Here is a 22,205-nt window from a genome sequence, read left to right as displayed (position 1 = left end):
GTGGTGGCCGCCCCTGTGCATATCGCGTTTTCATGTGGAATTTGGTGGAGCCAAGGGGAATCGAACCCCTGACCTCTTGCATGCCATGCAAGCGCTCTCCCATCTGAGCTATGGCCCCATTTGCAACCTGCGTTGCGTGCCGCTGTTTAGGCAGCAGACCGGGCGAGATCAAGTGCTAATCGCGCCCGGGGTTCAGCTTTTAATCGTCGTCGGTTTTGGCCGCGACATCGCCCAGATCGTCGAAGGAAACGGTGTCTTCGTCGTCATCGTCTTCGAGCACGTCATCGCCCAGATCGACATCATCTTCTTCCTCGTCGTCGAGGATCAGATCGTCTTCATCATCGACGTCGCGGGCTTTTTTGGATTGCAGATCTTCGGCATCCGCGACCATGGTGCGGGTCTTGGATGTGTCGATCGTCACCTCTTTGCCCGTGTAGGGGCTGATGATCGGTGTCGCGTTCAGGTCGTAAAAGCGTTTGCCGGTTTCGGGGCAAAGGCGCTTTGTGCCCCATTCTTCCTTAGGCATAGGCTATCCCTTCAAAAACTTGGTCGCCCCTTGCGGGGGATCGCTGCCAACTGCCATAAGCATTGACAGGTGTCAAAGGCTTTGGCGCAGGCATTTACAGAAAGCTGGATATGGGCCGTCACACGTTGCATGGCAACCCCCCGATTGACGTGACATTGCGCAAATCGGCACAGGCGCGGCGGCTGTCTTTGCGGGTGTCGCGGCTGGACGGGCGGGTGACGCTGACCATGCCGCTGGGCTTGCCGGACCGCGATGGGCTGGCCTTTCTGCATGACAAGGAAGATTGGCTGCGCGGCCATCTGGGCCGGATCGGTCCGGCAGAGCCTGTCAGCATCGGATCATCGGTGCCGGTGCAGGGCAGGGCCTTGCCTGTGGTGGCGGGGCCGCGCGTGCGGTTTCTGGATGACCGGATCGAGGTGCCGCCGTCCCGCCCCGCTGCGGCACCGATCCGCGCCCGTCTGCGGGCGCTGGCGCGCGATGCGCTGGCCGCGGCGTCGGACCGGCATGCCGCCACGCTGGGGGTCAGTTACGACAAGCTGTCGATCAGGGATACGCGGTCGCGTTGGGGGTCTTGTTCCAGCAAAGGGGTGTTGATGTATTCATGGCGGCTGATCATGGCCCCGCCTGTCGTGCTGGATTATGTCGCCGCGCATGAGGTGGCGCATCTGCGCGAGATGAACCATGCGCCCGCTTTCTGGGACCTGGTCGCAGGGCTATGCCCCGATTATGCATTGCACCGGCAATGGCTGCGCGATCACGGTGAAAGCCTGCATCGCCTGCGTTTCGACGATTGACGGGCGCGGTTTATGTGATCACATATTTCCCATGCTGATCCAGCCCCGCCCTGTCGATTCAACCACCTCTGCGCATGAACGGGTTTACCGCGCCTTGCGCACCCAGATCATGCATGGCGAATTGGCGCCCGGTGCCGCGCTGACGCTGCGCGGGATCGGCAAGACCTATGGCGTGTCCATGACCCCCGCGCGTGAGGCCGTGCGCCGCCTGGTGGCGGAAGGCGCGTTGTTCTTGTCCTCGTCGGGGCGCGTGTCCACGCCGGCCCTGTCCAACGAGCGGATCGAAGAGCTGGCGACGCTGCGCGCCATGCTGGAGCCGGAACTGGCATCGCGCGCCTTGCCCCGCGCCCATTTCGCGCTGATCGACCGGCTGGAGGCGATCAACCAAGGCGTCAGCCAGATGGTCGCCCGCCATGATGCGACAGGCTATATCCGCATGAACCTGGAATTCCACCGGATGTTGTATCTGCGCGCGCAGGCCCCCGCGATGCTGGCGATGACCGAAACGGTCTGGTTGCAGCTGGGGCCGACGATGCGCGCGCTTTATGGCCGGCTGAACCGCAAGGAACCGCCCTATCATCACAAGCTGATCCTGGGCGCGCTCAAGGCCGGGGACGAACCGGGGCTGCGTCTGGCGATCCGCACGGATGTGACGCAGGGGTTGCGGATGCTCAAAGGCTAGGCGCCGCGCGTATTCATATCCGCGATGGCAAGGCCCAGCAGGCGGCGGACATCTGCGCCTTGCAAGCCAAGCCCTTGGGCAAGCGCCGTGACAAAGGCATATTCGGCGGGAAAGATCCGCCCGCTGGCTATCGCGATCGCCAGTACGCCATGCATCATCACGGCTTTTTCGTCCTTGCGCAGACCGGTTCCGAAGGCGGCGTAATCCTGGGGGGTCAGCTGCAGGCGGGTTTGATCGGCCAGCTGCATGATTTCGTCCGGTGCAAAGCTGCGTCCCGTCAGCCGCTGGATCGTGTCGCTGATCAGCGCGACCTCGGCCGGGGCGATGATGCCGTCGCATTTGCTGACATGGCACATGGCCGATAATATGCGCACCGCCGCTGTCTTGCGCAGGCGGGCGGCTGCAGGCAAGCCAAGCTGCGCTGCGATGCGCCGGATCATGACCGGACCCGCGGCCTGGCGAGCGGTGGTGCAAGGGCGAAATCCGTGCAAGAGCTGGTGCCGCGCGCGGTGGTCACGCGCGCTGATATCGCCTGCATCATCCGCAGCCTATCGCAAGGATCACCGGCTTCATCTGTCATTCCAGCCTTGTCACATAAAGTGACCCTCTGGTTAACGGGTGATTGTGGCGCCGATATGGTGGATAGGGTCCGGGATGCGGGCTTTGTGCCGCGCGGGCTGTGGCGATGGCCCACCGGGACCACCGCCGCAGCATGCCGATCAGGCGTGGATCGCGCCGTCGCCGCAGGCAAGGGCCGCTTCGCGCACGGCCTCGGAATAGGTCGGGTGGGCGTGGCAGGTGCGGGCCAGATCCTCGGCTGCGGCGCCGAATTCCATCGCGACGCAGATTTCGTGGATCAGATCACCCGCCATCGGGCCGATGATATGCGCGCCAAGGATCCGGTCGGTTTCCTTGTCGGCAAGGATTTTCACGAAACCATCGGCGGAATGGTTCGCCTTGGCCCGCGCATTGCCCATGAAGGGGAATTTGCCGACCTTATAGGCGCGCCCGGCCGCTTTCAGCGATTCCTCGGTTTCGCCGACATTGGCGACCTCGGGATGGGTATAGATCACGCCGGGGATCACGCCGTAATTCACATGGCCATGCTGGCCTGCAAGGATTTCGGCGACGGCCATGCCTTCATCCTCGGCCTTATGGGCCAGCATGGGGCCGGTGATCGTGTCACCGATGGCATAGATCCCCGCGACATTGGTCGCAAAGCTGGCATTGGTCTTGATCTGGCCACGCTCGGTCAGTTCCACACCCAGATCCGCGAGGCCCAGCCCATCGGTATAGGGTTTGCGGCCCGTTGCCACCAGCACTGTATCGGCGGTCATTTCATGGGCGCTGTCATCCTTGCGCAGCTTATAGGACACGGTGGCCTTGCCGCCTTTGACGGTCACACCCTGCACAGCCGCGCCAAGGGTGAATTTCAGCCCCTGTTTGGTCAGCACTTTCTGGAACTGGCGGGCAACCTCGGCATCCATGCCCGGCGTGATTGCGTCGAGATATTCGATCACATTCACATCCGCGCCAAGGCGGGCAAAGACCGACCCCAGTTCCAGCCCGATGACGCCCGCGCCGATCACGACCATCGTCTTGGGGATCTTGCCCAGTTCCAGCGCGCCGGTCGATGTGACGACGATCTTTTCGTCGACCTCGACACCCGGCAGGCTGGCCGACTGCGACCCTGTGGCGATGACGATATTCTTCGCCTCATGCAGATCCTCGCCGACCTTGACCTTGCCCGCCTCGGGGATAGAGGCCCAGCCCTTGATCCAGTCGATCTTGTTCTTCTTGAACAGGAATTCGATGCCGCCGGTGTTCTGGCCGATCGTGTCGTCCTTGTAGGTCAGCATCTGTTTCCAGTCGACCGACGGGGCCTTGCCCTTCAACCCCATGCCCGCGAAATTATGTTCCGCCTCGTGCAGCATATGGGTTGCATGCAGCAGCGCCTTGGACGGGATGCAGCCGACGTTCAGGCAGGTGCCGCCCAATGTGGCGCGGCCTTCGACGCAGGCCACCTTGAGGCCCAGTTGCGCCGCGCGGATCGCGCCGACATAGCCGCCGGGGCCGGAGCCGATAAAGATGACATCATAGCTGGACATGGAAACTCCTTCAGATTCAGATCAGGGCCGAGATGATCATCAGCATGGTGGCCGCAAAGCCAAACATCCAGATCACCGAACGCCAGGGCGTCAGGCCGAAGTAATAGGCAGGGATATATAGCACCCGCGCGCCAAGGTAGACCCAGGCGCAGGCGGCGGACAGCCCTGTCGCCTTGTCGCCCAGCGTAACGACGACCACGGCGAGTGTGAACAGGATCAAACCTTCAAAATGGTTATTCAGCGCCCGGAACAGGCGGCCCGTCTTGGGGCTGACCTGTTCGATCAGCGGCTTGCCAAGGCGGCCGGGGTCACGCGGCCCCGCTGTCTTGCCCGGGCCGAGTTCCAGATTGGCAGGCACCGACATCAGGACGAATTGCACCCCTTGCAACAGGCCCGCAAGGGCAAGGACGGTCAGTTCGGGGGTCATGATGCAGAGCCTTGTTTGGGGTGGTCGGGGTAAACCCCGACCTACGGGGGCGGTTCTGGTTGCGCCGTAGGGCGGGGTTGACCCCGCCTTACCGTTTACAGATCCATCAACAAGCGGCGGGGATCTTCGAGCGCTTCTTTCACGCGCACAAGGAAGGTCACAGCGCCTTTGCCGTCCACGATCCGGTGGTCATAGGACAAAGCCAGATACATCATCGGGCGGATCACGACCTGACCGTTGATCGCCATGGGGCGGTCCTGGATCTTATGCATGCCCAGAATACCCGATTGCGGGGGGTTCAGGATGGGCGAGGACATCAGCGAGCCATAGACCCCACCGTTGGAGATGGTGAAAGTGCCGCCCTGCATCTCGGCCATCGACAGCTTGCCGTCGCGGGCCTTGGCGCCCATTTCGGCGATCGCCTTTTCGATACCGGCGAATGACATCTGGTCGGCGTCGCGGATCACCGGCACCACAAGACCTGTGGGTGTGCCCGCGGCGATGCCCATATGGACATAGTTTTTATAGACCACGTCGGTGCCGTCGATTTCGGCGTTGACCTCGGGGACTTCATGCAGGGCGTGGATACAGGCCTTGGTGAAGAACGACATGAAGCCCAGTTTCACGCCATGTTTCTTGACGAAGAGATCCTTATAGGCGTCGCGCAGCGCCATCACCTCGGTCATATCGACCTCGTTATAGGTGGTCAGCATGGCGGCGGTGTTCTGACTGTCTTTCAACCGCTTGGCGATGGTCTGGCGCAGGCGGGTCATCTTGACGCGTTCTTCGCGGGCCTCGTCGCTGGCGGCAACCGGCGCGCGGGGGGCGGCGGCGGGCGCGGGGGCGTCGGATTTCGCGGTCAGCGCCTTCAGCACATCCTCTTTCATCACGCGGCCATCTTTGCCGGTGCCCTTGACGTCGGACAGGCCGGCGTCGGCCATCAGCTTCTTGGCCGATGGAGCATCTTCGGGATCGCGCAATTTGGGTTCTTCGGGGCCAGCCTCTGTCTGCGCTGCGGCTGCATCGGGGGCAGGGGCTGCCTTGGGCGCTGCTTTCGCGGGGGCGGGGGCGGCGTCACCTTCGGTGACCTGCGCCAGCAAAGCATCGACGCCCACGGTTTCACCTTCGGCGGCGACGATTTCCGACAGCGTACCGGCAACGGGGCTGGGCACTTCGACGGTGACCTTGTCGGTTTCCAGCTCGCACAGCATTTCATCGACGGCGACGGTATCGCCGGGTTTCTTGAACCATGTGGCGACCGTGGCCTCGGTCACGGATTCACCAAGCGTGGGGACGCGGACTTCGGTGCTCATTTCTTTGTTCCTTTGATGGTCAGCGCGTCGTCAACCAGCGCTTCTTGTTCTGCTTTGTGCTTACTTGCGAGGCCGGTCGCAGGGCTGGCGGCGGCGGCGCGTCCGGCATAGGCCGGGCGGGTATGTTTCGCCTTGATCCGGGTCAGCACCCATTCAAGGTTGGGTTCCATAAAGGCCCATGCGCCCTGATTCTTGGGCTCTTCCTGACACCAGACCATTTCCGCATTCTGGAACCGTTCCAATTCCTTCATCGCGGATTGTGCGGGGAAGGGATAGAATTGTTCAAACCGCAGGATATAGACATCGTCGATCCCGCGCGCATCGCGTTCTTCCAGCAGGTCATAATAGACCTTGCCCGAACACATCACCACGCGCTTGATCTTGGCATCGGCCACCAGCGTGGTGTCGGAATTGCCATATTGCGCATCATCCCACAGCACGCGGTGGAAACTGGACCCTGTCGTGAATTCCTCTTTCTTGGACACGGCCAGCTTGTGGCGCAGCAAGGATTTCGGCGTCATCAGGATCAGCGGCTTGCGATAGGTGCGGTGCAGCTGGCGGCGCAGCAGGTGGAAATAATTGGCCGGCGTGGTGCAATTGGCCACGATCCAATTGTCGCCGCCGCACATGGTCAGGAACCGTTCCAGACGCGCGCTGGAATGTTCCGGCCCTTGGCCTTCATAGCCATGCGGCAGCAGGCAGACGAGGCCGGACATGCGCAACCATTTGCTTTCGCCCGAGGAAATGAACTGGTCAAACATGATCTGCGCGCCATTGGCGAAATCGCCGAACTGGGCTTCCCACAGGGTCAGCGCATTGGGTTCGGCCAGCGAATAGCCATATTCGAAGCCCAGCACCGCATATTCCGACAGCATCGAATCGATGACCTCGTAACGGGCCTGACCGTCACGGATGTTGTTCAGCGGGTAATAGCGGTCTTCGTTTTCCTGATTGATAAAGGCCGAATGCCGCTGGCTGAACGTGCCGCGCGTGCTGTCCTGACCGGACAGGCGCACGGGGAAACCTTCAAGCAGCAAAGACCCAAACGCCAGCGCCTCGCCCGTGGCCCAGTCGATACCGGTGCCGTTTTCGAACATCTGCGCCTTGGCGTCGCGCAGGCGGTCGATGGTCTTATGCGTCGGGAAATTATCCGGCACGGTGGTCAGCGCCCTGCCGATGGCGCTAAAGTCGCCATCTGAAATGGCGGTCTTGCCGCGCTGGTATTTCTTTTCCTTCATCCGGTCGAGATGCGACCAGCGCCCGTCCAGCCAATCGGCCTTGTTCGGTTTGAAATTTTTGCCCGCCTCGAATTCCTCGTTCAGATGGGCCTGAAACGCGGCTTTCATATCCTCGATCTCGCCTTCGGGGATCAGGCCGTCCTTGACCAAGCGTTCGGTATAAAGCGTCAGCGTGGTCTTCTGTTTCTTGATCTTTGTGTACATGACCGGGTTGGTGAACATCGGCTCATCGCCTTCGTTGTGACCAAAGCGGCGGTAGCAGATGATGTCCAGCACCACATCCTTGTGGAATTTCTGGCGGAATTCGGTCGCGACACGGGCGGCGTGGACCACAGCCTCGGGATCGTCGCCGTTGACGTGGAAGATCGGGGCTTCGACCATCAGCGCGATATCGGTGGGATAGGGGCTGGACCGTGAAAAATGCGGGGCGGTGGTGAAACCGATCTGGTTGTTGACCACGATATGCATCGTGCCGCCGGTGCGGTGACCGCGCAGACCGGACAGGCCGAACCCTTCGGCAACGACGCCTTGGCCCGCAAAGGCCGCATCGCCATGCAGCAGGATCGCCATGACCTTGGTCTTGTCGGTGTCGTGCTTCTGGTCCTGCTTGGCGCGGACCTTGCCCAGAACGACGGGGTTCACCGCCTCCAAATGGCTGGGGTTGGCGGTCAGCGACAAATGCACAATATTGTCGTCAAAGCTGCGGTCGTTGGATGCGCCAAGGTGGTATTTCACATCACCCGATCCATCGACATCCTCGGGCTTGAACGATCCGCCCTGAAATTCGTTGAAAATCGCGCGGTAAGGTTTCTGCATCACATTGGCCAGCACCGACAAACGGCCCCGATGCGGCATGCCGATCACGATATCCTCTAGCCCCAGCTGGCCGCCGCGCTTGATGATCTGTTCCATCGCGGGGATCAGGCTTTCGCCGCCATCAAGGCCGAAACGCTTGGTCCCCATATATTTGACATGCAGGAATTTCTCAAAGCCTTCGGCCTGCACAAGGCTGTTCAGGATCGCCTTGCGCCCTTCGCGGGTAAAGCTGATTTCCTTGCCGTAGCCTTCGATACGTTCTTTCAGCCAGCCCGCCTCTTCGGGGTTGGAAATATGCATATATTGCAGCGCGAAAGTGCCGCAATAGGTGCGCTGCACGATGGCCATGATCTCGGCCATGGTGGCGACTTCAAGGCCCAGCACATTGTCGATGAAAATCGGACGGTCCATATCCTTGGCGGTAAAGCCGTAATTCGCAGGGTCCAGTTCCGGGTGTGGCACGGTTTCGCGCATGCCCAGCGGGTCCAGATCGGCGATCAGATGGCCACGGATGCGATAGGCGCGGATGATCATCAGCGCGCGGAGCGAATCGAGCACCGCATTGCGGACCTGCGCCTCGGACAGGCCGACGCCTTTTTCGGCCGCTTTCGCCTTGATCTTGTCAGCGGCGGCACCGGGTTCGGCGGGCCATTGGCCATCCAAGGCGGCGGTCAGGTCGTCATTGGGCACCGGCGGCCAGTCGCGGCGCGCCCAAGATGGGCCTGCGGCCTCTGCCTGCGCATCGGCGGGGGTGTCGCCAAGGCTGCGGAAAAAGGCCTGCCAGCTTTCATCGACCGCCCCCGGATTGTCGGCATAGCGCGCGTAAAGCTGTTCGACATAACCTGCATTATGCCCCTGCAAAAAGCTGGAAGCGTGGAACAGGTCGTTAGGGGAATGGTCGTTCATGACAGGGGACCTTTGTTGAATGTCATCCGGCGGGGGATTGCCCCCGCCGCAAGGTGGGTGTCGGGGTGAACCCCGCGTTACCCGATTGCCTTCAGTACAGCCTCGCCCAATGTGGCGGGGCTGTCGGCCACGATGATCCCTGCGGATTTCATCGCCTCGATCTTGCTTTCGGCGTCGCCTTTGCCGCCCGCAACAATCGCACCGGCATGGCCCATGCGACGGCCCGGAGGCGCTGTGCGGCCCGCGATGAAACCGGCGGTGGGTTTCCAGCGGCCTTTCTTGCGTTCGTCGGCCAGGAATTGCGCGGCTTCTTCTTCGGCAGAGCCGCCGATTTCGCCGATCATGATGATCGAATGGGTTTCATCATCGGCCAAAAACATTTCGAGAATATCAATATGCTCGGACCCTTTGATGGGATCGCCGCCGATACCCACGGCGGTGGACTGGCCCAGACCGCTGTCCGAGGTCTGTTTGACAGCCTCATAGGTCAGCGTGCCAGAGCGCGACACAACCCCGACCGACCCGCGCCGGTGGATATGGCCCGGCATGATGCCGATCTTGCAGGCGTCGGGCGTGATGACACCGGGGCAGTTTGGCCCGATCAGGCGGGATTTGGACCCTTCCAGCGCGCGCTTGACGCGCATCATATCCAGCACGGGGATGCCTTCGGTGATGCAGATGATCAATTCCATCTCGGCGTCGATGGCTTCCAGGATCGAATCAGCGGCGAAGGGTGGCGGCACATAGATGACCGAGGCATTCGCATCGGTGACATGGCGGGCCTCGTGGACCGAGTCAAAGACCGGCAGGTCCAGATGCGTGCTGCCGCCCTTGCCGGGGGTGACGCCGCCGACCATCTTGGTACCATAGGCGATGGCTTGTTCGGAATGGAACGTGCCCTGCGAGCCGGTCAGGCCCTGGCAGATCACGCGGGTGTTTTCGTTGACGAGAATGGCCATGTTGGTGGCTCCTTGGGAAATCTGGGGGTAAGGTGGGTCTGGACCCACCCTACGGGTTAACCTTTGACGGCTTTCACGATCTTCTGCGCGCCATCTTTCAGATCGTCAGCAGCGATCACATCAAGGCCGGAATTGCGGATGATTTCCTTGCCTTTCTCGACATTCGTGCCCTCAAGGCGCACGACCAGCGGGACCTTCAGCCCCACCTCTTTCACAGCCGCGATCACGCCTTCGGCGATGACATCGCAGCGCATGATGCCGCCGAAGATGTTGACAAGGATGCCTTTGACATTGGGGTCAGAGGTGATGATCTTGAAAGCCTCGGTCACCTTTTCCTTGGTCGCACCGCCGCCCACGTCGAGGAAGTTGGCAGGTTCTGCGCCGTAAAGCTTGATGATATCCATCGTCGCCATGGCGAGGCCCGCACCATTGACCATACAGCCGATTTCGCCATCCAGCGCGATATAGTTCAGGTCGTATTTGGAAGCGGCGAGTTCCTTGGGGTCTTCCTCGGTCTCGTCACGCAGGCTGGCGACATCGGCATGGCGATACATGGCGTTGCCGTCGAACGATACTTTGGCATCCAGCACCTTCAGATCGCCCTTGTCGGTCACGATCAGCGGGTTGATTTCCAGCATCTCCATGTCTTTTTCGGTGAAGGCTTTATACAGCTGGCCCATCAGCGTGACGCATTGCTTGATCTGGCTGCCGGTCAGCCCCAGCGTGAACGCGACGCGGCGGCCGTGAAATGCCTGATAGCCGGTGGCAGGGTCGACGCTGAAGGACAGGATCTTTTCAGGGGTCGCTGCGGCGACTTCTTCGATATCCATGCCGCCTTCGGTCGAGACGACGAAACTGATCCGGCTGGTCTGGCGATCCACCAGCAGGGCCAGATACATTTCGGTTTCGATCCCCGAGCCATCCTCGATATAGATGCGGTTGACCTGCTTGCCGGCGGGGCCGGTCTGGTGCGTCACCAGCGTGCGGCCCAGCATCTTTTTCGCCTCTTCGGCGGCTTCTTCGACGGACCGGCACAGGCGCACGCCGCCTTTGTCACCGGCGTCAGCCTCTTTGAATTTCCCTTTGCCACGGCCGCCGGCGTGGATCTGTGCCTTGACGACCCACAACGGGCCGTCCAATTCACCAGCGGCGGTTTTCGCATCTTCGGCGCGGATCACGGGGCGGCCGTCGGAAACGGGCGCGCCGTAGCTGCGCAGCAAGGCTTTGGCCTGATATTCGTGGATATTCATAAGGCATGTCCAATTTGACTTCGGTTGGTACAGCCTAAATCACAACAAATCGTACATTTCTAACTTAAATGCGAGTGAGGCACAGATAATCCGACATTTGTGATCACTTGATTGAAAAGTGTGATCACAAAATCGATCTCCCTGCAGTTCTTGATGATTTCGCGCAATTTGCAAAGATTCGCGCGATCAGCGCCGCGCAACAAAAAGGGGCCGCCACTGGCGACCCCCTGCAACCCGCCCTGTCTGGGGCTTAGGCCAATGTGCCGTCAATGCCCTTGCAAGCCTCGACAAGACCTTTGACCGCGTCAACCGATTTGTCGAACATCGCCTGTTCGTCCTTGTTCATGCTGATCTCGACCACGCGTTCGATCCCGCCAGCGCCGATCACGGTCGGCACGCCAACGTAAAACCCGTTCAACCCGTAAGCGCCATCCACATGCGCCGCACAGGGCAACACGCGTTTTTGGTCTTTCAGGAAAGCCTCGGCCATCTCGATCGCAGAGGTCGCAGGCGCATAAAAGGCCGACCCGGTTTTCAGCAGGCCGACGATTTCGGCGCCGCCGTCACGGGTGCGCTGTACGATGGCGTCCAGCTTGTCCTGTGTGGTCCAGCCCATCTCGACCAGATCTGGCAGAGGGATACCGGCGACGGTGGAATAGCGCGTCAGCGGCACCATCGTGTCGCCATGCCCGCCCAGAACGAAAGCGGTGACATCGCGCATCGAGACGTTGAATTCCTCGGCCAGGAAATGCCGGAAACGGGCCGAATCCAGCACGCCTGCCATGCCGCAGACCATGTGATGCGGCAGGCCGGAAAATTCGCGCAGCGCCCAGACCATCGCATCCAGCGGGTTGGTGATGCAGATGACAAAAGCATTCGGCGCATGTGCGGCAATGCCTTCGCCCACGGATTTCATGACCTTGAGGTTGATCCCCAGCAGATCGTCGCGCGACATGCCGGGCTTGCGCGGCACGCCTGCGGTCACGATGCAGACATCCGCACCCGCGATATCGGCGTAATCATTGGTGCCTTTAAAGCTGCCGTCGAATTTCGCGGCGGGGCCGGATTCGGCGATATCAAGCGCCTTGCCTTGCGGGATGCCGTCGGAAATGTCGAACAACACGACATCGCCGAGTTCTTTGACAGCTGCGAGATGCGCGAGCGTGCCGCCGATCTGTCCGGCGCCGATAAGGGCGATCTTGGGTCTGGCCATGGAAATGGATCCTTTGGTGGTTTGGATTTGGCGCATTGGGTAAGCCTTTGCAGCCGCTCTGGCAAGTGTGCTGCAACGCGGCATCGCGGGTCAGGCCATGGCCATGACCCGGCAAAGCGGCTAAGCGGGCCAAACAACAGGCATTTGAGGCTGTCGCGTGATCGTATTCGATTGGGTTTTCTTTGCGCTCGGTATCCCCGCGATCATCTTTGCGGGGATTTCCAAAGCGGGCTTCGGGTCGGGTGCCGCCTTTGTCGCGGGGGCGATTCTGGCGCTGGTGGTGCCGCCGGGGCTGGCGCTGGGGATCATCCTGCCCTTGTTCATGCTGGTCGATGCGGCGACCTTGCGGCCCTATTGGGGGCAATGGCATTGGCCGTCCGCCAAGGGAATCATGCAAGGCGCCGTGCCCGGCTGCATCATCGGGGCGGTGCTTTATGCGCTGGTCGATGCGGATGTGTTCCGCCTGCTGATCGGGGTGATCTGTCTGGGTTTCGTCGCGTTCCAGCTAGCCCGCGCGCGGGGTTGGCTGGCAATGCGGCATATGCCGTTTTCGCGGCCCTTTGCCTGGCTGGCCGGTCTGGTCGGCGGCTTTACCAGTTTTGTCAGCCATGCAGGCGGGCCGCCCACGGCAATCTTTCTGTTGTCCCAAGGGCTGGGAAAGACCGCGTTTCAGGCAACGACCGTGCTGTCGTTCTGGGCGATCAACTGGATGAAGGTGGTGCCTTACGCCTATCTGGGGATTTTCTCGCTCGAGACGCTCACGGCCAGTGTGGTGCTGGCCCCTTTTGCGCTGATCGGCGCATGGATCGGGATCAGGGCGCATCGGCTGGTGCCAGAGCGGGTATTCTTTGCGCTGACCTATCTGCTGTTGGTGGCAACGGGGTTGCGGTTGATCTGGGTCGCCTTGGCCTGATCAGGTGCTGCGTCCGGGGCCGAACAGCGCCGCGCGCCAGTCAAAGCCAGCGCCAGAGGCCACCAGACAGGTCTGTCCATCCGGCTGGGTGATGGCGATGGTCCAGCTGCCGGTATCGGTTGCGGCAAATAGCTGGGTCAGGCTGCCGTCGGGGCCGGGGGTCACCAGTAGCTGCCTTTCGCCATAAATCTGCGCCAGCCGCTGCGCGACAAGAGCGGTATCGGCGCAGGCCATTGCCTGCGCCTGCGTCGCCCCGAGAAACGCCGCGATGCAACCAAAACACATATAATACAAATACCGCACGATCGTGTCCGCCTTCTGCCGGATGACCTGTCCGCGCAGGTCTGCTATCGGGAATAGGGCAAAGGGGTTAATATCCTGTAACCGGCCCTTTGCTGCGTCGCGGCAAGATCGGGGTTGAATCATCGGCAAGACTCTGGCCATGTTCGCGCAATATTGTTGCGAGGAGGATTCGATGCACACCCGCCCCACACGGTCAGCGCTCTATATTCCGGGATCAAAGGACCGCGCTTTGGACAAGGCGCGCGGTCTGCCTGTCGACGTGATCCTGTTCGATCTGGAAGATGCGGTCGCCCCCGACGCCAAGATCGCCGCGCGCGATACCTTGTTCGCGGCTTTGGCGGGTGGCGGTTATGGCCCGCGCCAGCGGATCGTGCGGATCAACGCGCTTGATACAGAATGGGGTCGTGCCGATGCCGCCGCCGTCGCCGCGATGGATTGCGATGCGATCCTGTTGCCCAAGGTCAACAGCACCGCCGATGTCGATGCGCTGGCCGCATTTGTCCCTGATCTGCCGATCTGGGCGATGATGGAAACGCCACAAGGCGTGCTGAATGCCGCCAGTATCGCCGCGCATCCGCGCATCGCGGGTTTCGTGCTGGGCACCAATGATCTGGCCAAGGATATGGGGTCGCGCGGGCGGCCTGCCTTGATGATGGCCTTGCAGATGTGCCTGCTGGCGGCCAAGGCTGCGGGGGTTGTGGCGCTCGACGGGGTCTATAACGCCTTTCAGGATGACGAGGGTCTGCGCGCCGAATGTGTCGAAGGGCGCGATCTGGGCTTTGACGGCAAGACGCTGATCCATCCCGCGCAGATCGCCATTGCCAACGCCGCCTTTGGCCCAAGCGCCGAGGAAATCGCGCTGGCCCATCGCCAGATCGCCGCCTTTGCCGAGGCGCAGGCGCAGGGCCAGGGTGTCGCGGTCGTCGATGGCAAGATCGTCGAGAACTTGCATATCGTCACCGCAAAGGCGACTTTGGCCAAAGCAGAGGCCATCGCCGCATTGGAGAGCGCATGAGTGTATTGATTCTGGGCTTGGCCCTATGGGCGGGCGTCCATTTCTGGAAACGTCTGGCACCCGCCAGCCGCGCCAGCATGGGCGACAAGGGCAAGCTGCTTGTCACCTTGGGTGCCGTGCTTGGCATCGTGCTGATGGTGATCGGCTACCGGATGGCCGATGGCGCGGTCTATTGGGGCCGCAGCCCTGCGATGACCGGCATCAACAACCTGCTGATGGTCTTTGCCGTCTATCTTTATGCCGCAAGCGGGGCGAAAACGCGGATCACCCGCCGCATCCGGCACCCGCAGCTGACCGCCGTCAAGATCTGGGCGCTGGCGCATCTGCTGGTCAACGGCGATGTGCCGTCTTTCGTGTTGTTCGGCGGCTTGCTGGCCTGGGCCGTGGCCGAGGTGATCTTGATCAACCGCGCCAACCGCAATTGGACGCCGCCCCCTGTGGCACCTGTGAAAAAGGAAATCACCGCCGTGGTGGCGACCGTGGTTGTCTTTGCGATCATTGCGGCGATCCACGCCTGGCTTGGCTATAACCCTTTTGGATGATCCCATGAAAATCTATCGCTTGCTGACCGAAGACGACACATCTGCATTCTGCCACAAAGTTTCCGAGGCTTTGTCCAAAGGCTGGGAGCTTTATGGCAGCCCGACCTATGCGTTTGATCAGGCCAATGGCGTGATGCGCTGCGGACAGGCGGTCACAAAAGAGATCGACACGCCCTATTCCCCCGAGATGAAGCTGGGCCAGCAATGACCAAGACCAATGCGGGCCGGTTTTTCGAGGATTACGCGGTTGGTGACGTGATCACCCATGCGGTGCCGCGCACGGTTTCGGGCGGGGAACGCGCGCTTTATCACGCGCTTTACCCCGCGCGCCATGCGCTGCATTCCTCGGATGTCTTTGCGCAATCCTGCGGTCTGCCGGCCAGCCCGCTGGATGATCTGGTGAGCTTCCATACGGTGTTTGGCAAAACGGTGCCTGATGTCTCTTTGAATGCGGTGGCTAATCTTGGCTATGCCGAGGGGCGCTGGCTTGCCCCGCTTTGGCCCGGTGATACGGTTACGGCGACATCCGAAGTGATCGGGATCAAGGAAAATTCGAACGGCACCTCGGGTGTGGTCTGGGTCCGCACGACCGGGCGCAACCAGCATGGCGCGGATGTGCTGCGCTATGTGCGCTGGGTGATGGTGCGTAAGCGCGGGTCGGGACCCGCGCCACGGGCGGTTGTGCCAGAGCTTGCGCCTTTTGTTGCCGCCGCTGATCTGGTCATCCCTGCGGGTCTCGATTTCAGCCGCTATGATTTTGCTTTGGCCGGAGAGCCGCACCGCCTGCGGGATTATGCCCTGGGCGAGGTGATCGACCATGTCGATGGCGTCACCATCGAAGAGGCAGAGCATATGCTGGCCACCCGTCTGTGGCAGAATACCGCCAAGGTGCATTTCGACGCGACCCACCGCGCCGATGGCAAGAGGCTGATCTATGGTGGCCATGTGATGTCGCTGGCGCGGGCCTTGTCTTTCAATGGTTTGGCCAATGCCCAGATGATCGTGGCGCTGAACGGTGGTGCACATGCGAACCCCTGTTTTGCGGGGGAGACATTGCGCGCCTGGTCCGAAGTGCTTGATCTGGCCGAGACATCCGCCCCCGGCGTCGGCGCGATCCGGCTGCGGCTGGTGGCGACCAAAGGGGCGGCGGGCGTGTTGCGCGGGGCGGATGGCAAATATGACGCGGATGTGCTGCTGGACCTTGATTATTGGGCCCTGATGCCGATTTGACATCGCTGGCGCGATGCCAAGCCTCTGGCGGGGATATTTGGGCTCGGAAGATGGGAAGGGTGTGATCACACGCGAAAAATTCGTGATCACAAATCAAAAAAATTAGCTGGTCGCGGTGGAATGAAGCGTAAAAACACTTGTGCGATGCGTGACTCTGGCAGTGGAATGGTGCAAGTAGGAAGCCAAGCCGCTGTCGCGCCGGACAGCGCGCGCCACTGAAGGGAAGCACTATGGCCGATGTGAACCGGGGCAATCGCCCGCTTTCGCCGCATCTGACGATCTATCGTCCGCAATGGACATCTATCACCTCGATCCTGGTGCGTATCACCGGCAATGCTTTGTTGGTGGCGGGGCTGCTGATCGTGTGGTGGTTCGTGGCCGCCGCGACCGGACCCGAGGCTTTCGCGCTGGCCAATGGCGTGCTGACAAGCTGGTTTGGCAAATTGATCATGCTGGGGTCGATCTGGGCCTTGTGGTATCACAGCCTTGGCGGGTTGCGGCATCTGGTCTGGGATAGCGGCCGGATGCTGGATGTGGCCAGTTCGGAACGCGCGGGCCAGGCGATGGTCGCCTTGTCGGTGGTGTTGACGCTTGTCACCGTCGCTCTTTTGTAAGGATCAATTGCTATGGCATTTTTGACAGATCGCAAACGCGCGGTGGGCATGGGATCGGCCAAGTCGGGCACGCATCACCATTGGCAGATGATGGTGACGTCGGTTGCTCTTTTGGTGTTGGTGCCTTTATTCGTCTTCACCTTTGGCAAGATCCTTGGTGCGCCTTATGCAGAGGTGATCGCCTATTATCAGCGTCCGTTTCCCGCAGTGGTGGCCATTCTGACGCTGCTGGTGGGATTTTTCCATTTTCGCCTGGGTGTCCAAACCGTGATCGAGGATTATGTTCATGGTTTCGCCCGCAAGGCGGCGATCATTTTCATGATCTGCCTTTCTTATGCCGCAGCGGGGTTTGCGGTTTTCGCGATCATCCGCATCGCATTGTAATTTTCGGAGCACGACCACATGGCCGCTTATGATTACGAGACACATACCTATGACGCCATCGTCGTAGGCGCCGGGGGCGCGGGTCTGCGCGCGACATTGGGGCTGGCCGAACAGGGCCTGCGCACTGCCTGCATCACCAAGGTATTCCCGACCCGGTCCCATACGGTTGCGGCCCAGGGCGGGATTGCCGCGAGCCTGGGCAATATGGGCCCTGACAGCTGGCAATGGCATATGTTCGACACGGTCAAAGGGTCGGATTATCTGGGCGATACCGATGCGATGGAATATCTGGCCCGCGAAGCGCCCAAGGCGGTTTACGAGCTGGAACATTACGGCGTGCCGTTTTCGCGCACCGAAGAGGGCAAGATCTATCAGCGTCCCTTTGGCGGTCACACGACCCAATTCGGCGAAGGCCCAGCCGTGCAGCGGACCTGTGCCGCCGCCGACCGGACGGGCCACGCGATCCTGCACACGCTTTATGGTCAGTCGCTGAAACAGAAGGCCGAGTTCTATATCGAATATTTCGCGCTTGATCTGATCATGTCCGATGACGGCATCTGTCAGGGCGTCATTGCATGGAAGCTGGACGATGGCACGATGCATGTCTTCAACGCCAAGATGGTGGTGCTGGCCACGGGCGGCTATGGCCGCGCCTATTTCAGCGCCACATCTGCCCATACCTGCACCGGTGACGGTGGCGGCATGGTCGCGCGGCAGGGCCTGCCTTTGCAGGATATGGAATTCGTGCAATTCCACCCTACCGGTATTTACGGTGCAGGCTGCCTGATCACCGAAGGCGCGCGCGGCGAAGGCGGCTATCTGACCAATTCTGAAGGCGAGCGGTTCATGGAACGCTATGCCCCGAACTATAAAGATCTGGCGCCGCGCGATTACGTCAGCCGCTGCATGACGATGGAAATCCGCGAAGGCCGTGGTGTGGGTGCCAATGGCGATCATATCCACCTGAACCTGAACCATCTGCCCAAAGAGGCTTTGGCCGAACGTCTGCCGGGCATTTCCGAAAGCGCCAAGATTTTCGCCGGTGTCGATGTGACCAAGGAACCGATCCCCGTGCTGCCGACCGTGCATTACAATATGGGTGGTATCCCCACGAATTATCACGGCGAGGTGTTGAACCCGACCAAAGATGACCCGACAGCGATCGTGCCCGGCCTGATGGCTGTGGGCGAGGCGGGCTGTGCCTCGGTGCATGGTGCGAACCGGTTGGGGTCGAACAGCCTGATCGACCTTGTGGTCTTTGGCCGTGCCGCTGCGATCCGCGCGGGCCAGGTCGTTGATCGCAAGGCAGCCAATCCGACGCTGAACGCGGCATCGGTGGATGCAAGCTTTGCCCGCTTTGACCGGCTGCGCCATGCCAAGGGCAATGTTGGCACCGCCGAATTGCGGCTGGAAATGCAGCGCGCGATGCAGGAAGACGCCGCCGTCTTCCGCACCGACAAGACGTTGGCCGATGGTGTCACCAAAATGACCGCCATTGCGGGCAAGATGGATGATCTGAAAGTCACCGACCGGTCCTTGGTCTGGAACAGCGATCTGATGGAAACGCTGGAACTGGACAATCTGATGCCCAATGCGCTGGCCACAATCGTGGGCGCCGAGGCGCGCAAGGAAAGCCGTGGCGCCCATGCGCATGAGGATTACCCCGACCGCGACGATGCGAAATGGCGGGTCCATACGCTGGCGCATGTCGATGGCGCGAAAACCACGCTGAGCTATCGTCCTGTGATCACCAAGCCGCTGACATCGGAGGCCGAAGGCGGCATTGCCGAAGACCGGATCAAGCCGAAAGTCCGCACTTTCTGATGCGCTGGGCTGCGGTTCTTGTGCTGGGGCTGGCGGCTTGCGGTCCGGTATCGCCGGACCGCGCCGCCGACCGCTGCGAAGACCGCGCCCGCGCCGCACAGGGGCCGCAGATCGGCCTGACGCTGGGGGCGAACAGCAACAGCGGGCCTTTCGCCAGCGGTAGTATCGGGATCACATCCGACGCGATCCGCGGGCGTGATCCGCTGCAGGTTTACGACGATTGCGTGTTCCGGCTGACGGGCGAGACACCGATCCGGCCGGTGCGGTTGCGCTAATCAAGGCTGCCGCGTCGCTGCTGGTCCGCGCTTAGAAATCGAAGCGCGGGCTATCGTATTTGGCGAAGAGAACGTCACAATCGACAGCATCAGGTCGCAGAGGCCGCAGAAAATCAATCGGCTCAAAGCCGCGTTCGCCCATATCGGCGATGAATTCGCTGAAGCGATATCCGTTGGTAAATCTGCGTTTGATCGACACTTCTGCAATGACGAATTCACATTGCGTCAACATCTTATGCGCCCCCCTGATGACTTCGCGTTCAAACCCTTCGGTGTCGATCTTAAGACCGTATGGGCCTTGGTAATCTTGGGCAATATCGTCAAGCGTGCGGATATCAACGTCTCTTTTCTCGAACTGGGTAAACATGGATGCATTCGCATCGGTAAAGCCTGCCAGCGAAGACCGCGCTAAATTGGTCCTGCCGGGGCGCATCGGAATGGTAATTTCCATCTGTCCCGGCTTTGCACCGACCCCACAAACGATAAAGTCGAAATCGATCTTTTGCTGCCAATGGGAAACGCGGTCGCGTGATTCTTGGATTGGATCGATCAGTACAAATTTTGCATCGGGGAAGGCATCATAGATCAGCGGTGTGCCGGCATCGACGCCAACGTCAAATACGGTGGCCACTTGGAAATCAAATGCCTGCAAGGCCTGTGCAGATGGTTTGGCTGTCTCGATGGTAATGCCTTGGCGTTCCAGCTGACGTAGCAAGGGTCTTGGCCGCTTGTGCAGGGTTGTTGTTTTTGCTGATTCTGTGGGTACGAATTCCAGCCCGATCGCATTCAAGGCACGGAAAAAGGCGAATGGATCGGCACGGCTCATGGCAAGTGTCTTTCTAGTGTTGGAGTGATTGCATGGTCTCGGTGAAGGTTTTGCTGATCGTTCCGCTTTGGGTCTGGATCGCAAATTGCTGGCAGTGGTTCCGCCGGTCCTGCAATTCGTCATGGGGCATTTCGATCAGCCGTTTCATCATCTGGACCAGTGGCTTGGGCCGCTGGCCATCATAAAGCAGGTCGTGGTTGGCAGGCGGGGTGATGGCACGCATTTCCTCGCGGTTGGGGCCGATGACGGGCAGGCCGAAGGTCTGCGCCAGCATCACGCTGCCCGAGGTGAAGAAATCGCCGAAAGGTGCAAGAAAAACATGGCTATCCACGAAAACCCCGGGGATCTGCGCATCGGGGATGAACCCGTCCTGCAGGCTGACTTGGGGCAGCTCAAACATGGGCCGCATCTGTCGCATCGGGCGCCGCAATGTCTTGCCCGCGATCAGCAGCTCGAAATCGGGGCGGTGCTTGGCCAGGCGCAGGATTGTTTCAGGCAGCAGCGCTATTCCCTTATTCCCGCGCATGGTGCCAAAAAACACAAAGCGACGGGTCGCCGAGACGGGCAAGGGCCGTTGCAGGGTCGTTTCAGCGGGTTCATAGGCCCCCAGATAGCTGGGATGCCGGATGATCCGGATCTTTTCGGGGGCCACGCCCCAATCCTCGATCATGTGCCGCGCGGCATGCAATGCATGGACATGCACCAGATCGGCCAGCGCGCAAAGCTGACCGCGCCCCCAGGCGAAACTTTCGGCGTCGCGTTCGAAATGGGCGCGTTTGTTGTGGATCGTCCAGAAAATCTTGCCGCCCGCCGCTTTGAACGCCTGCAGCCGATGGACCAATCTTTGCGCGTGATCCTGGTTGGCATCCGGGTCGTCATCGCGCCCGAACATCCGGTCATCCCAATGCAGATGCACCACGGGGCTGGCCTGGCCTGCGGCATATTGTGCAAGCTGGTCCAGATCCTTGGCGCCCGGCACTGCAACATAGGGCCCCGCAGCCCCATAGAGCAGCTGATGATAGGGGTTGCCATGCGCATAAGGTATGTTCAAGATACTGATAACGATAACAAATTCCTAGTCAACACATCCGGCTGGACAGCGTCTGTCCCGATCGGACCCTGCTGTCGCAGCGCATTACTCTTTCAGCGCATATCATGCTTTAATACAGCACTTTTGATCCTGCTGGAAAGGCTATATAAAGTCTGTGATATCACCAATCGACGATGACGACGCGCATAAAGGTCTGAAAAATGGTACAACTGACACTTCCCAAGAATTCCCGGATGACGACGGGCAAGACCTGGCCAAAGCCCGAAGGTGCGACCAATCTGCGCAAAGTGCAGATCTATCGCTGGAACCCCGAGGACGGGAAGAACCCGCAGCTGGATACCTATTTCCTTGATATGGACAGCTGTGGGCCGATGGTTCTGGATGCGCTGATCAAGATCAAGAACGAGATCGACCCGACCCTGACCTTCCGTCGGTCCTGCCGCGAGGGGATCTGCGGGTCTTGTGCGATGAATATCGACGGGATCAACACGCTGGCCTGTATCTATGGCATGGATGAGATCAAGGGCGACATCAGGATTTACCCGTTGCCGCATATGCCGGTGATCAAGGATCTGATCCCCGATTTGACCCATTTCTATGCCCAGCATGCCAGCATCATGCCGTGGTTGGAAACCAAGTCGAACACGCCTGCCAAGGAATGGAAGCAATCGGTCGATGACCGCAAGAAGCTGGATGGCCTTTACGAATGCGTCATGTGCGCCTGCTGTTCGACATCCTGCCCGTCTTATTGGTGGAACGGTGATCGTTATCTGGGGCCAGCCGCGCTGTTGCACGCCTATCGCTGGATCGTGGACAGCCGCGACGAGGCCACGGGCGAGCGGTTGGACGAGCTGGAAGATCCGTTCAAGCTTTATCGCTGCCACACGATCATGAACTGCGCCAAAACCTGCCCCAAAGGGTTGAACCCGGCCAAAGCCATCGCCAGCATCAAGGGCATGATGGTGGAACGGGTGGTCTAAGGACTTTTATGCGCGC

24 protein-coding genes and 1 tRNA gene are annotated in these 22,205 nt (G+C 60.5%); 12 read left to right on the top strand and 13 right to left on the bottom strand.

Annotation, left to right across the window (positions count from 1 at the left end; translation table 11 throughout):
* Positions 1-42: 42 nt before the first annotated feature.
* Both LOKVESSMR4R_RS14015 and LOKVESSMR4R_RS14010 read right to left on the bottom strand, forming a co-directional pair.
* Positions 43-118: transfer RNA gene (locus LOKVESSMR4R_RS14015), tRNA-Ala, on the bottom strand.
* An 81-nt stretch (positions 119-199) separates the two neighbouring features.
* Positions 200-526, bottom strand: coding sequence for a TIGR02300 family protein (locus LOKVESSMR4R_RS14010; RefSeq protein WP_087209551.1), 327 nt, complete (start codon positions 524-526; stop codon positions 200-202).
* Positions 527-636: 110 nt separating this feature from the next.
* On the opposite strand from LOKVESSMR4R_RS14010, the gene LOKVESSMR4R_RS14005 reads away from it, so the two are divergent.
* A complete protein-coding gene (locus LOKVESSMR4R_RS14005; RefSeq protein WP_204248782.1) occupies positions 637-1,320 on the top strand; it encodes a M48 family metallopeptidase in 684 nt (227 codons plus the stop codon).
* Between the two features lie 31 nt (positions 1,321-1,351).
* Positions 1,352-2,002, top strand: a complete 651-nt coding sequence (locus tag LOKVESSMR4R_RS14000; protein WP_087209544.1) for a GntR family transcriptional regulator — start codon at positions 1,352-1,354, stop codon at positions 2,000-2,002.
* On the opposite strand, the gene LOKVESSMR4R_RS13995 is transcribed toward LOKVESSMR4R_RS14000, so the two are convergent.
* The 8 genes from LOKVESSMR4R_RS13995 to mdh all read right to left on the bottom strand — a co-directional run bounded on the left by LOKVESSMR4R_RS13995 (position 1,999) and on the right by mdh (position 12,232).
* Complete coding sequence (locus LOKVESSMR4R_RS13995) at positions 1,999-2,442, bottom strand: DUF533 domain-containing protein (protein ID WP_087209541.1); 444 nt, start codon at positions 2,440-2,442, stop codon at positions 1,999-2,001. The genes LOKVESSMR4R_RS14000 and LOKVESSMR4R_RS13995 overlap by 4 nt on opposite strands.
* Positions 2,443-2,721: 279 nt before the next feature.
* Complete coding sequence (lpdA, locus tag LOKVESSMR4R_RS13990; protein ID WP_087209538.1) at positions 2,722-4,110, bottom strand: dihydrolipoyl dehydrogenase; 1,389 nt, start codon at positions 4,108-4,110, stop codon at positions 2,722-2,724.
* Positions 4,111-4,126: 16 nt separating this feature from the next.
* Positions 4,127-4,537, bottom strand: coding sequence for an MAPEG family protein (locus tag LOKVESSMR4R_RS13985; protein WP_087209535.1), 411 nt, complete (start codon positions 4,535-4,537; stop codon positions 4,127-4,129).
* Positions 4,538-4,632: 95 nt separating this feature from the next.
* Positions 4,633-5,850, bottom strand: a complete 1,218-nt coding sequence (gene odhB / locus LOKVESSMR4R_RS13980; protein ID WP_087209530.1) for a 2-oxoglutarate dehydrogenase complex dihydrolipoyllysine-residue succinyltransferase — start codon at positions 5,848-5,850, stop codon at positions 4,633-4,635.
* Entirely contained in the window at positions 5,847-8,810 is a 2,964-nt protein-coding gene (locus LOKVESSMR4R_RS13975) for a 2-oxoglutarate dehydrogenase E1 component (RefSeq protein ID WP_087209527.1), read from the bottom strand. Before LOKVESSMR4R_RS13975 ends, odhB begins: the two co-directional genes overlap by 4 nt.
* A gap of 77 nt (positions 8,811-8,887) precedes the next feature.
* Positions 8,888-9,769, bottom strand: a complete 882-nt coding sequence (gene sucD, locus LOKVESSMR4R_RS13970) for a succinate--CoA ligase subunit alpha (protein WP_087209525.1) — start codon at positions 9,767-9,769, stop codon at positions 8,888-8,890.
* Positions 9,770-9,825: 56 nt separating this feature from the next.
* Positions 9,826-11,019 carry an ADP-forming succinate--CoA ligase subunit beta gene (gene sucC, locus LOKVESSMR4R_RS13965; protein WP_087209522.1) on the bottom strand — a complete coding sequence of 398 codons (1,194 nt, stop codon included), beginning with the start codon at positions 11,017-11,019 and terminating at the stop codon, positions 9,826-9,828.
* A 250-nt stretch (positions 11,020-11,269) separates the two neighbouring features.
* Complete coding sequence (gene mdh, locus LOKVESSMR4R_RS13960) at positions 11,270-12,232, bottom strand: malate dehydrogenase (RefSeq protein WP_087213282.1); 963 nt, start codon at positions 12,230-12,232, stop codon at positions 11,270-11,272.
* Positions 12,233-12,389: 157 nt separating this feature from the next.
* On the opposite strand from mdh, the gene LOKVESSMR4R_RS13955 reads away from it, so the two are divergent.
* Positions 12,390-13,145: a sulfite exporter TauE/SafE family protein gene (locus LOKVESSMR4R_RS13955; RefSeq protein WP_087209520.1), complete on the top strand. Its 756-nt coding sequence runs from the start codon at positions 12,390-12,392 to the stop codon at positions 13,143-13,145.
* On the opposite strand, the gene LOKVESSMR4R_RS13950 is transcribed toward LOKVESSMR4R_RS13955, so the two are convergent.
* Complete coding sequence (locus LOKVESSMR4R_RS13950; protein WP_237331796.1) at positions 13,146-13,448, bottom strand: hypothetical protein; 303 nt, start codon at positions 13,446-13,448, stop codon at positions 13,146-13,148.
* 172 nt (positions 13,449-13,620) lie between these two features.
* Between LOKVESSMR4R_RS13950 and LOKVESSMR4R_RS13945 the strand changes: the two genes are divergently transcribed.
* From LOKVESSMR4R_RS13945 to LOKVESSMR4R_RS13910, 8 genes are all read left to right on the top strand, one after another.
* A complete protein-coding gene (locus tag LOKVESSMR4R_RS13945) occupies positions 13,621-14,463 on the top strand; it encodes an HpcH/HpaI aldolase/citrate lyase family protein (protein ID WP_087213276.1) in 843 nt (280 codons plus the stop codon).
* Positions 14,460-15,005, top strand: coding sequence for an NnrU family protein (locus LOKVESSMR4R_RS13940; RefSeq protein WP_087209517.1), 546 nt, complete (start codon positions 14,460-14,462; stop codon positions 15,003-15,005). The genes LOKVESSMR4R_RS13945 and LOKVESSMR4R_RS13940 overlap by 4 nt, the downstream gene beginning before the upstream one ends.
* A gap of 4 nt (positions 15,006-15,009) precedes the next feature.
* Positions 15,010-15,213: a DUF1737 domain-containing protein gene (locus LOKVESSMR4R_RS13935; protein ID WP_007206852.1), complete on the top strand. Its 204-nt coding sequence runs from the start codon at positions 15,010-15,012 to the stop codon at positions 15,211-15,213.
* Entirely contained in the window at positions 15,210-16,235 is a 1,026-nt protein-coding gene (locus LOKVESSMR4R_RS13930) for a MaoC family dehydratase (RefSeq protein ID WP_087209513.1), read from the top strand. The genes LOKVESSMR4R_RS13935 and LOKVESSMR4R_RS13930 overlap by 4 nt, the downstream gene beginning before the upstream one ends.
* 230 nt (positions 16,236-16,465) lie before the next feature.
* The gene (sdhC, locus tag LOKVESSMR4R_RS13925) at positions 16,466-16,849 is read left to right on the top strand and encodes a succinate dehydrogenase, cytochrome b556 subunit (RefSeq protein WP_087209510.1); all 384 of its coding nucleotides are present in this window, start codon (positions 16,466-16,468) and stop codon (positions 16,847-16,849) included.
* Between the two features lie 12 nt (positions 16,850-16,861).
* Positions 16,862-17,233, top strand: coding sequence for a succinate dehydrogenase, hydrophobic membrane anchor protein (gene sdhD / locus LOKVESSMR4R_RS13920; protein ID WP_087209507.1), 372 nt, complete (start codon positions 16,862-16,864; stop codon positions 17,231-17,233).
* Between the two features lie 18 nt (positions 17,234-17,251).
* On the top strand, positions 17,252-19,057 hold the full coding sequence (gene sdhA / locus LOKVESSMR4R_RS13915; RefSeq protein WP_087209503.1) for a succinate dehydrogenase flavoprotein subunit: 1,806 nt from the start codon (positions 17,252-17,254) through the stop codon (positions 19,055-19,057).
* A complete protein-coding gene (locus LOKVESSMR4R_RS13910) occupies positions 19,057-19,332 on the top strand; it encodes a hypothetical protein (protein ID WP_087209500.1) in 276 nt (91 codons plus the stop codon). Before sdhA ends, LOKVESSMR4R_RS13910 begins: the two co-directional genes overlap by 1 nt.
* 31 nt (positions 19,333-19,363) lie before the next feature.
* Here LOKVESSMR4R_RS13910 and LOKVESSMR4R_RS13905 read toward each other — a convergent pair whose 3' ends face one another.
* Together LOKVESSMR4R_RS13905 and LOKVESSMR4R_RS13900 are read right to left on the bottom strand one after the other, a co-directional pair.
* On the bottom strand, positions 19,364-20,158 hold the full coding sequence (locus tag LOKVESSMR4R_RS13905; RefSeq protein WP_157898230.1) for an FkbM family methyltransferase: 795 nt from the start codon (positions 20,156-20,158) through the stop codon (positions 19,364-19,366).
* Positions 20,159-20,171: 13 nt separating this feature from the next.
* On the bottom strand, positions 20,172-21,209 hold the full coding sequence (locus LOKVESSMR4R_RS13900; RefSeq protein WP_087209495.1) for a glycosyltransferase family 4 protein: 1,038 nt from the start codon (positions 21,207-21,209) through the stop codon (positions 20,172-20,174).
* 200 nt (positions 21,210-21,409) lie between these two features.
* Here LOKVESSMR4R_RS13900 and LOKVESSMR4R_RS13895 point away from each other — a divergent pair, with 200 nt between their 5' ends.
* Positions 21,410-22,189, top strand: a complete 780-nt coding sequence (locus tag LOKVESSMR4R_RS13895) for a succinate dehydrogenase iron-sulfur subunit (protein ID WP_087209492.1) — start codon at positions 21,410-21,412, stop codon at positions 22,187-22,189.
* Positions 22,190-22,205 lie beyond the last annotated feature (16 nt).

It is taken from the genome of Yoonia vestfoldensis (genome assembly GCF_002158905.1).
GTDB classification, from domain to species: Bacteria; Pseudomonadota; Alphaproteobacteria; order Rhodobacterales; family Rhodobacteraceae; genus Yoonia; species Yoonia vestfoldensis_B.
The sequence above is the reverse complement of the archived record's forward strand: the minus strand, read 5'-3'. Positions and strand labels throughout refer to the sequence as shown.

Bases quoted from the DNA above. Each gene is read 5' to 3' on its own strand.
- LOKVESSMR4R_RS14010 (WP_087209551.1), bottom strand. From the start codon at position 526: ATGCCTAAGGAAGAATGGGGCACAAAGCGCCTTTGCCCCGAAACCGGC.
- LOKVESSMR4R_RS14005 (WP_204248782.1), top strand. From the start codon at position 637: ATGGGCCGTCACACGTTGCATGGCAACCCCCCGATTGACGTGACATTG.
- LOKVESSMR4R_RS14000 (WP_087209544.1), top strand. From the start codon at position 1,352: ATGCTGATCCAGCCCCGCCCTGTCGATTCAACCACCTCTGCGCATGAA.
- LOKVESSMR4R_RS13995 (WP_087209541.1), bottom strand. From the start codon at position 2,442: ATGATCCGGCGCATCGCAGCGCAGCTTGGCTTGCCTGCAGCCGCCCGC.
- lpdA (WP_087209538.1), bottom strand. From the start codon at position 4,110: ATGTCCAGCTATGATGTCATCTTTATCGGCTCCGGCCCCGGCGGCTAT.
- LOKVESSMR4R_RS13985 (WP_087209535.1), bottom strand. From the start codon at position 4,537: ATGACCCCCGAACTGACCGTCCTTGCCCTTGCGGGCCTGTTGCAAGGG.
- odhB (WP_087209530.1), bottom strand. From the start codon at position 5,850: ATGAGCACCGAAGTCCGCGTCCCCACGCTTGGTGAATCCGTGACCGAG.
- LOKVESSMR4R_RS13975 (WP_087209527.1), bottom strand. From the start codon at position 8,810: ATGAACGACCATTCCCCTAACGACCTGTTCCACGCTTCCAGCTTTTTG.
- sucD (WP_087209525.1), bottom strand. From the start codon at position 9,769: ATGGCCATTCTCGTCAACGAAAACACCCGCGTGATCTGCCAGGGCCTG.
- sucC (WP_087209522.1), bottom strand. From the start codon at position 11,019: ATGAATATCCACGAATATCAGGCCAAAGCCTTGCTGCGCAGCTACGGC.
- mdh (WP_087213282.1), bottom strand. From the start codon at position 12,232: ATGGCCAGACCCAAGATCGCCCTTATCGGCGCCGGACAGATCGGCGGC.
- LOKVESSMR4R_RS13945 (WP_087213276.1), top strand. From the start codon at position 13,621: ATGCACACCCGCCCCACACGGTCAGCGCTCTATATTCCGGGATCAAAG.
- LOKVESSMR4R_RS13940 (WP_087209517.1), top strand. From the start codon at position 14,460: ATGAGTGTATTGATTCTGGGCTTGGCCCTATGGGCGGGCGTCCATTTC.
- LOKVESSMR4R_RS13935 (WP_007206852.1), top strand. From the start codon at position 15,010: ATGAAAATCTATCGCTTGCTGACCGAAGACGACACATCTGCATTCTGC.
- LOKVESSMR4R_RS13930 (WP_087209513.1), top strand. From the start codon at position 15,210: ATGACCAAGACCAATGCGGGCCGGTTTTTCGAGGATTACGCGGTTGGT.
- sdhC (WP_087209510.1), top strand. From the start codon at position 16,466: ATGGCCGATGTGAACCGGGGCAATCGCCCGCTTTCGCCGCATCTGACG.
- sdhD (WP_087209507.1), top strand. From the start codon at position 16,862: ATGGCATTTTTGACAGATCGCAAACGCGCGGTGGGCATGGGATCGGCC.
- sdhA (WP_087209503.1), top strand. From the start codon at position 17,252: ATGGCCGCTTATGATTACGAGACACATACCTATGACGCCATCGTCGTA.
- LOKVESSMR4R_RS13910 (WP_087209500.1), top strand. From the start codon at position 19,057: ATGCGCTGGGCTGCGGTTCTTGTGCTGGGGCTGGCGGCTTGCGGTCCG.
- LOKVESSMR4R_RS13905 (WP_157898230.1), bottom strand. From the start codon at position 20,158: ATGAGCCGTGCCGATCCATTCGCCTTTTTCCGTGCCTTGAATGCGATC.
- LOKVESSMR4R_RS13895 (WP_087209492.1), top strand. From the start codon at position 21,410: ATGGTACAACTGACACTTCCCAAGAATTCCCGGATGACGACGGGCAAG.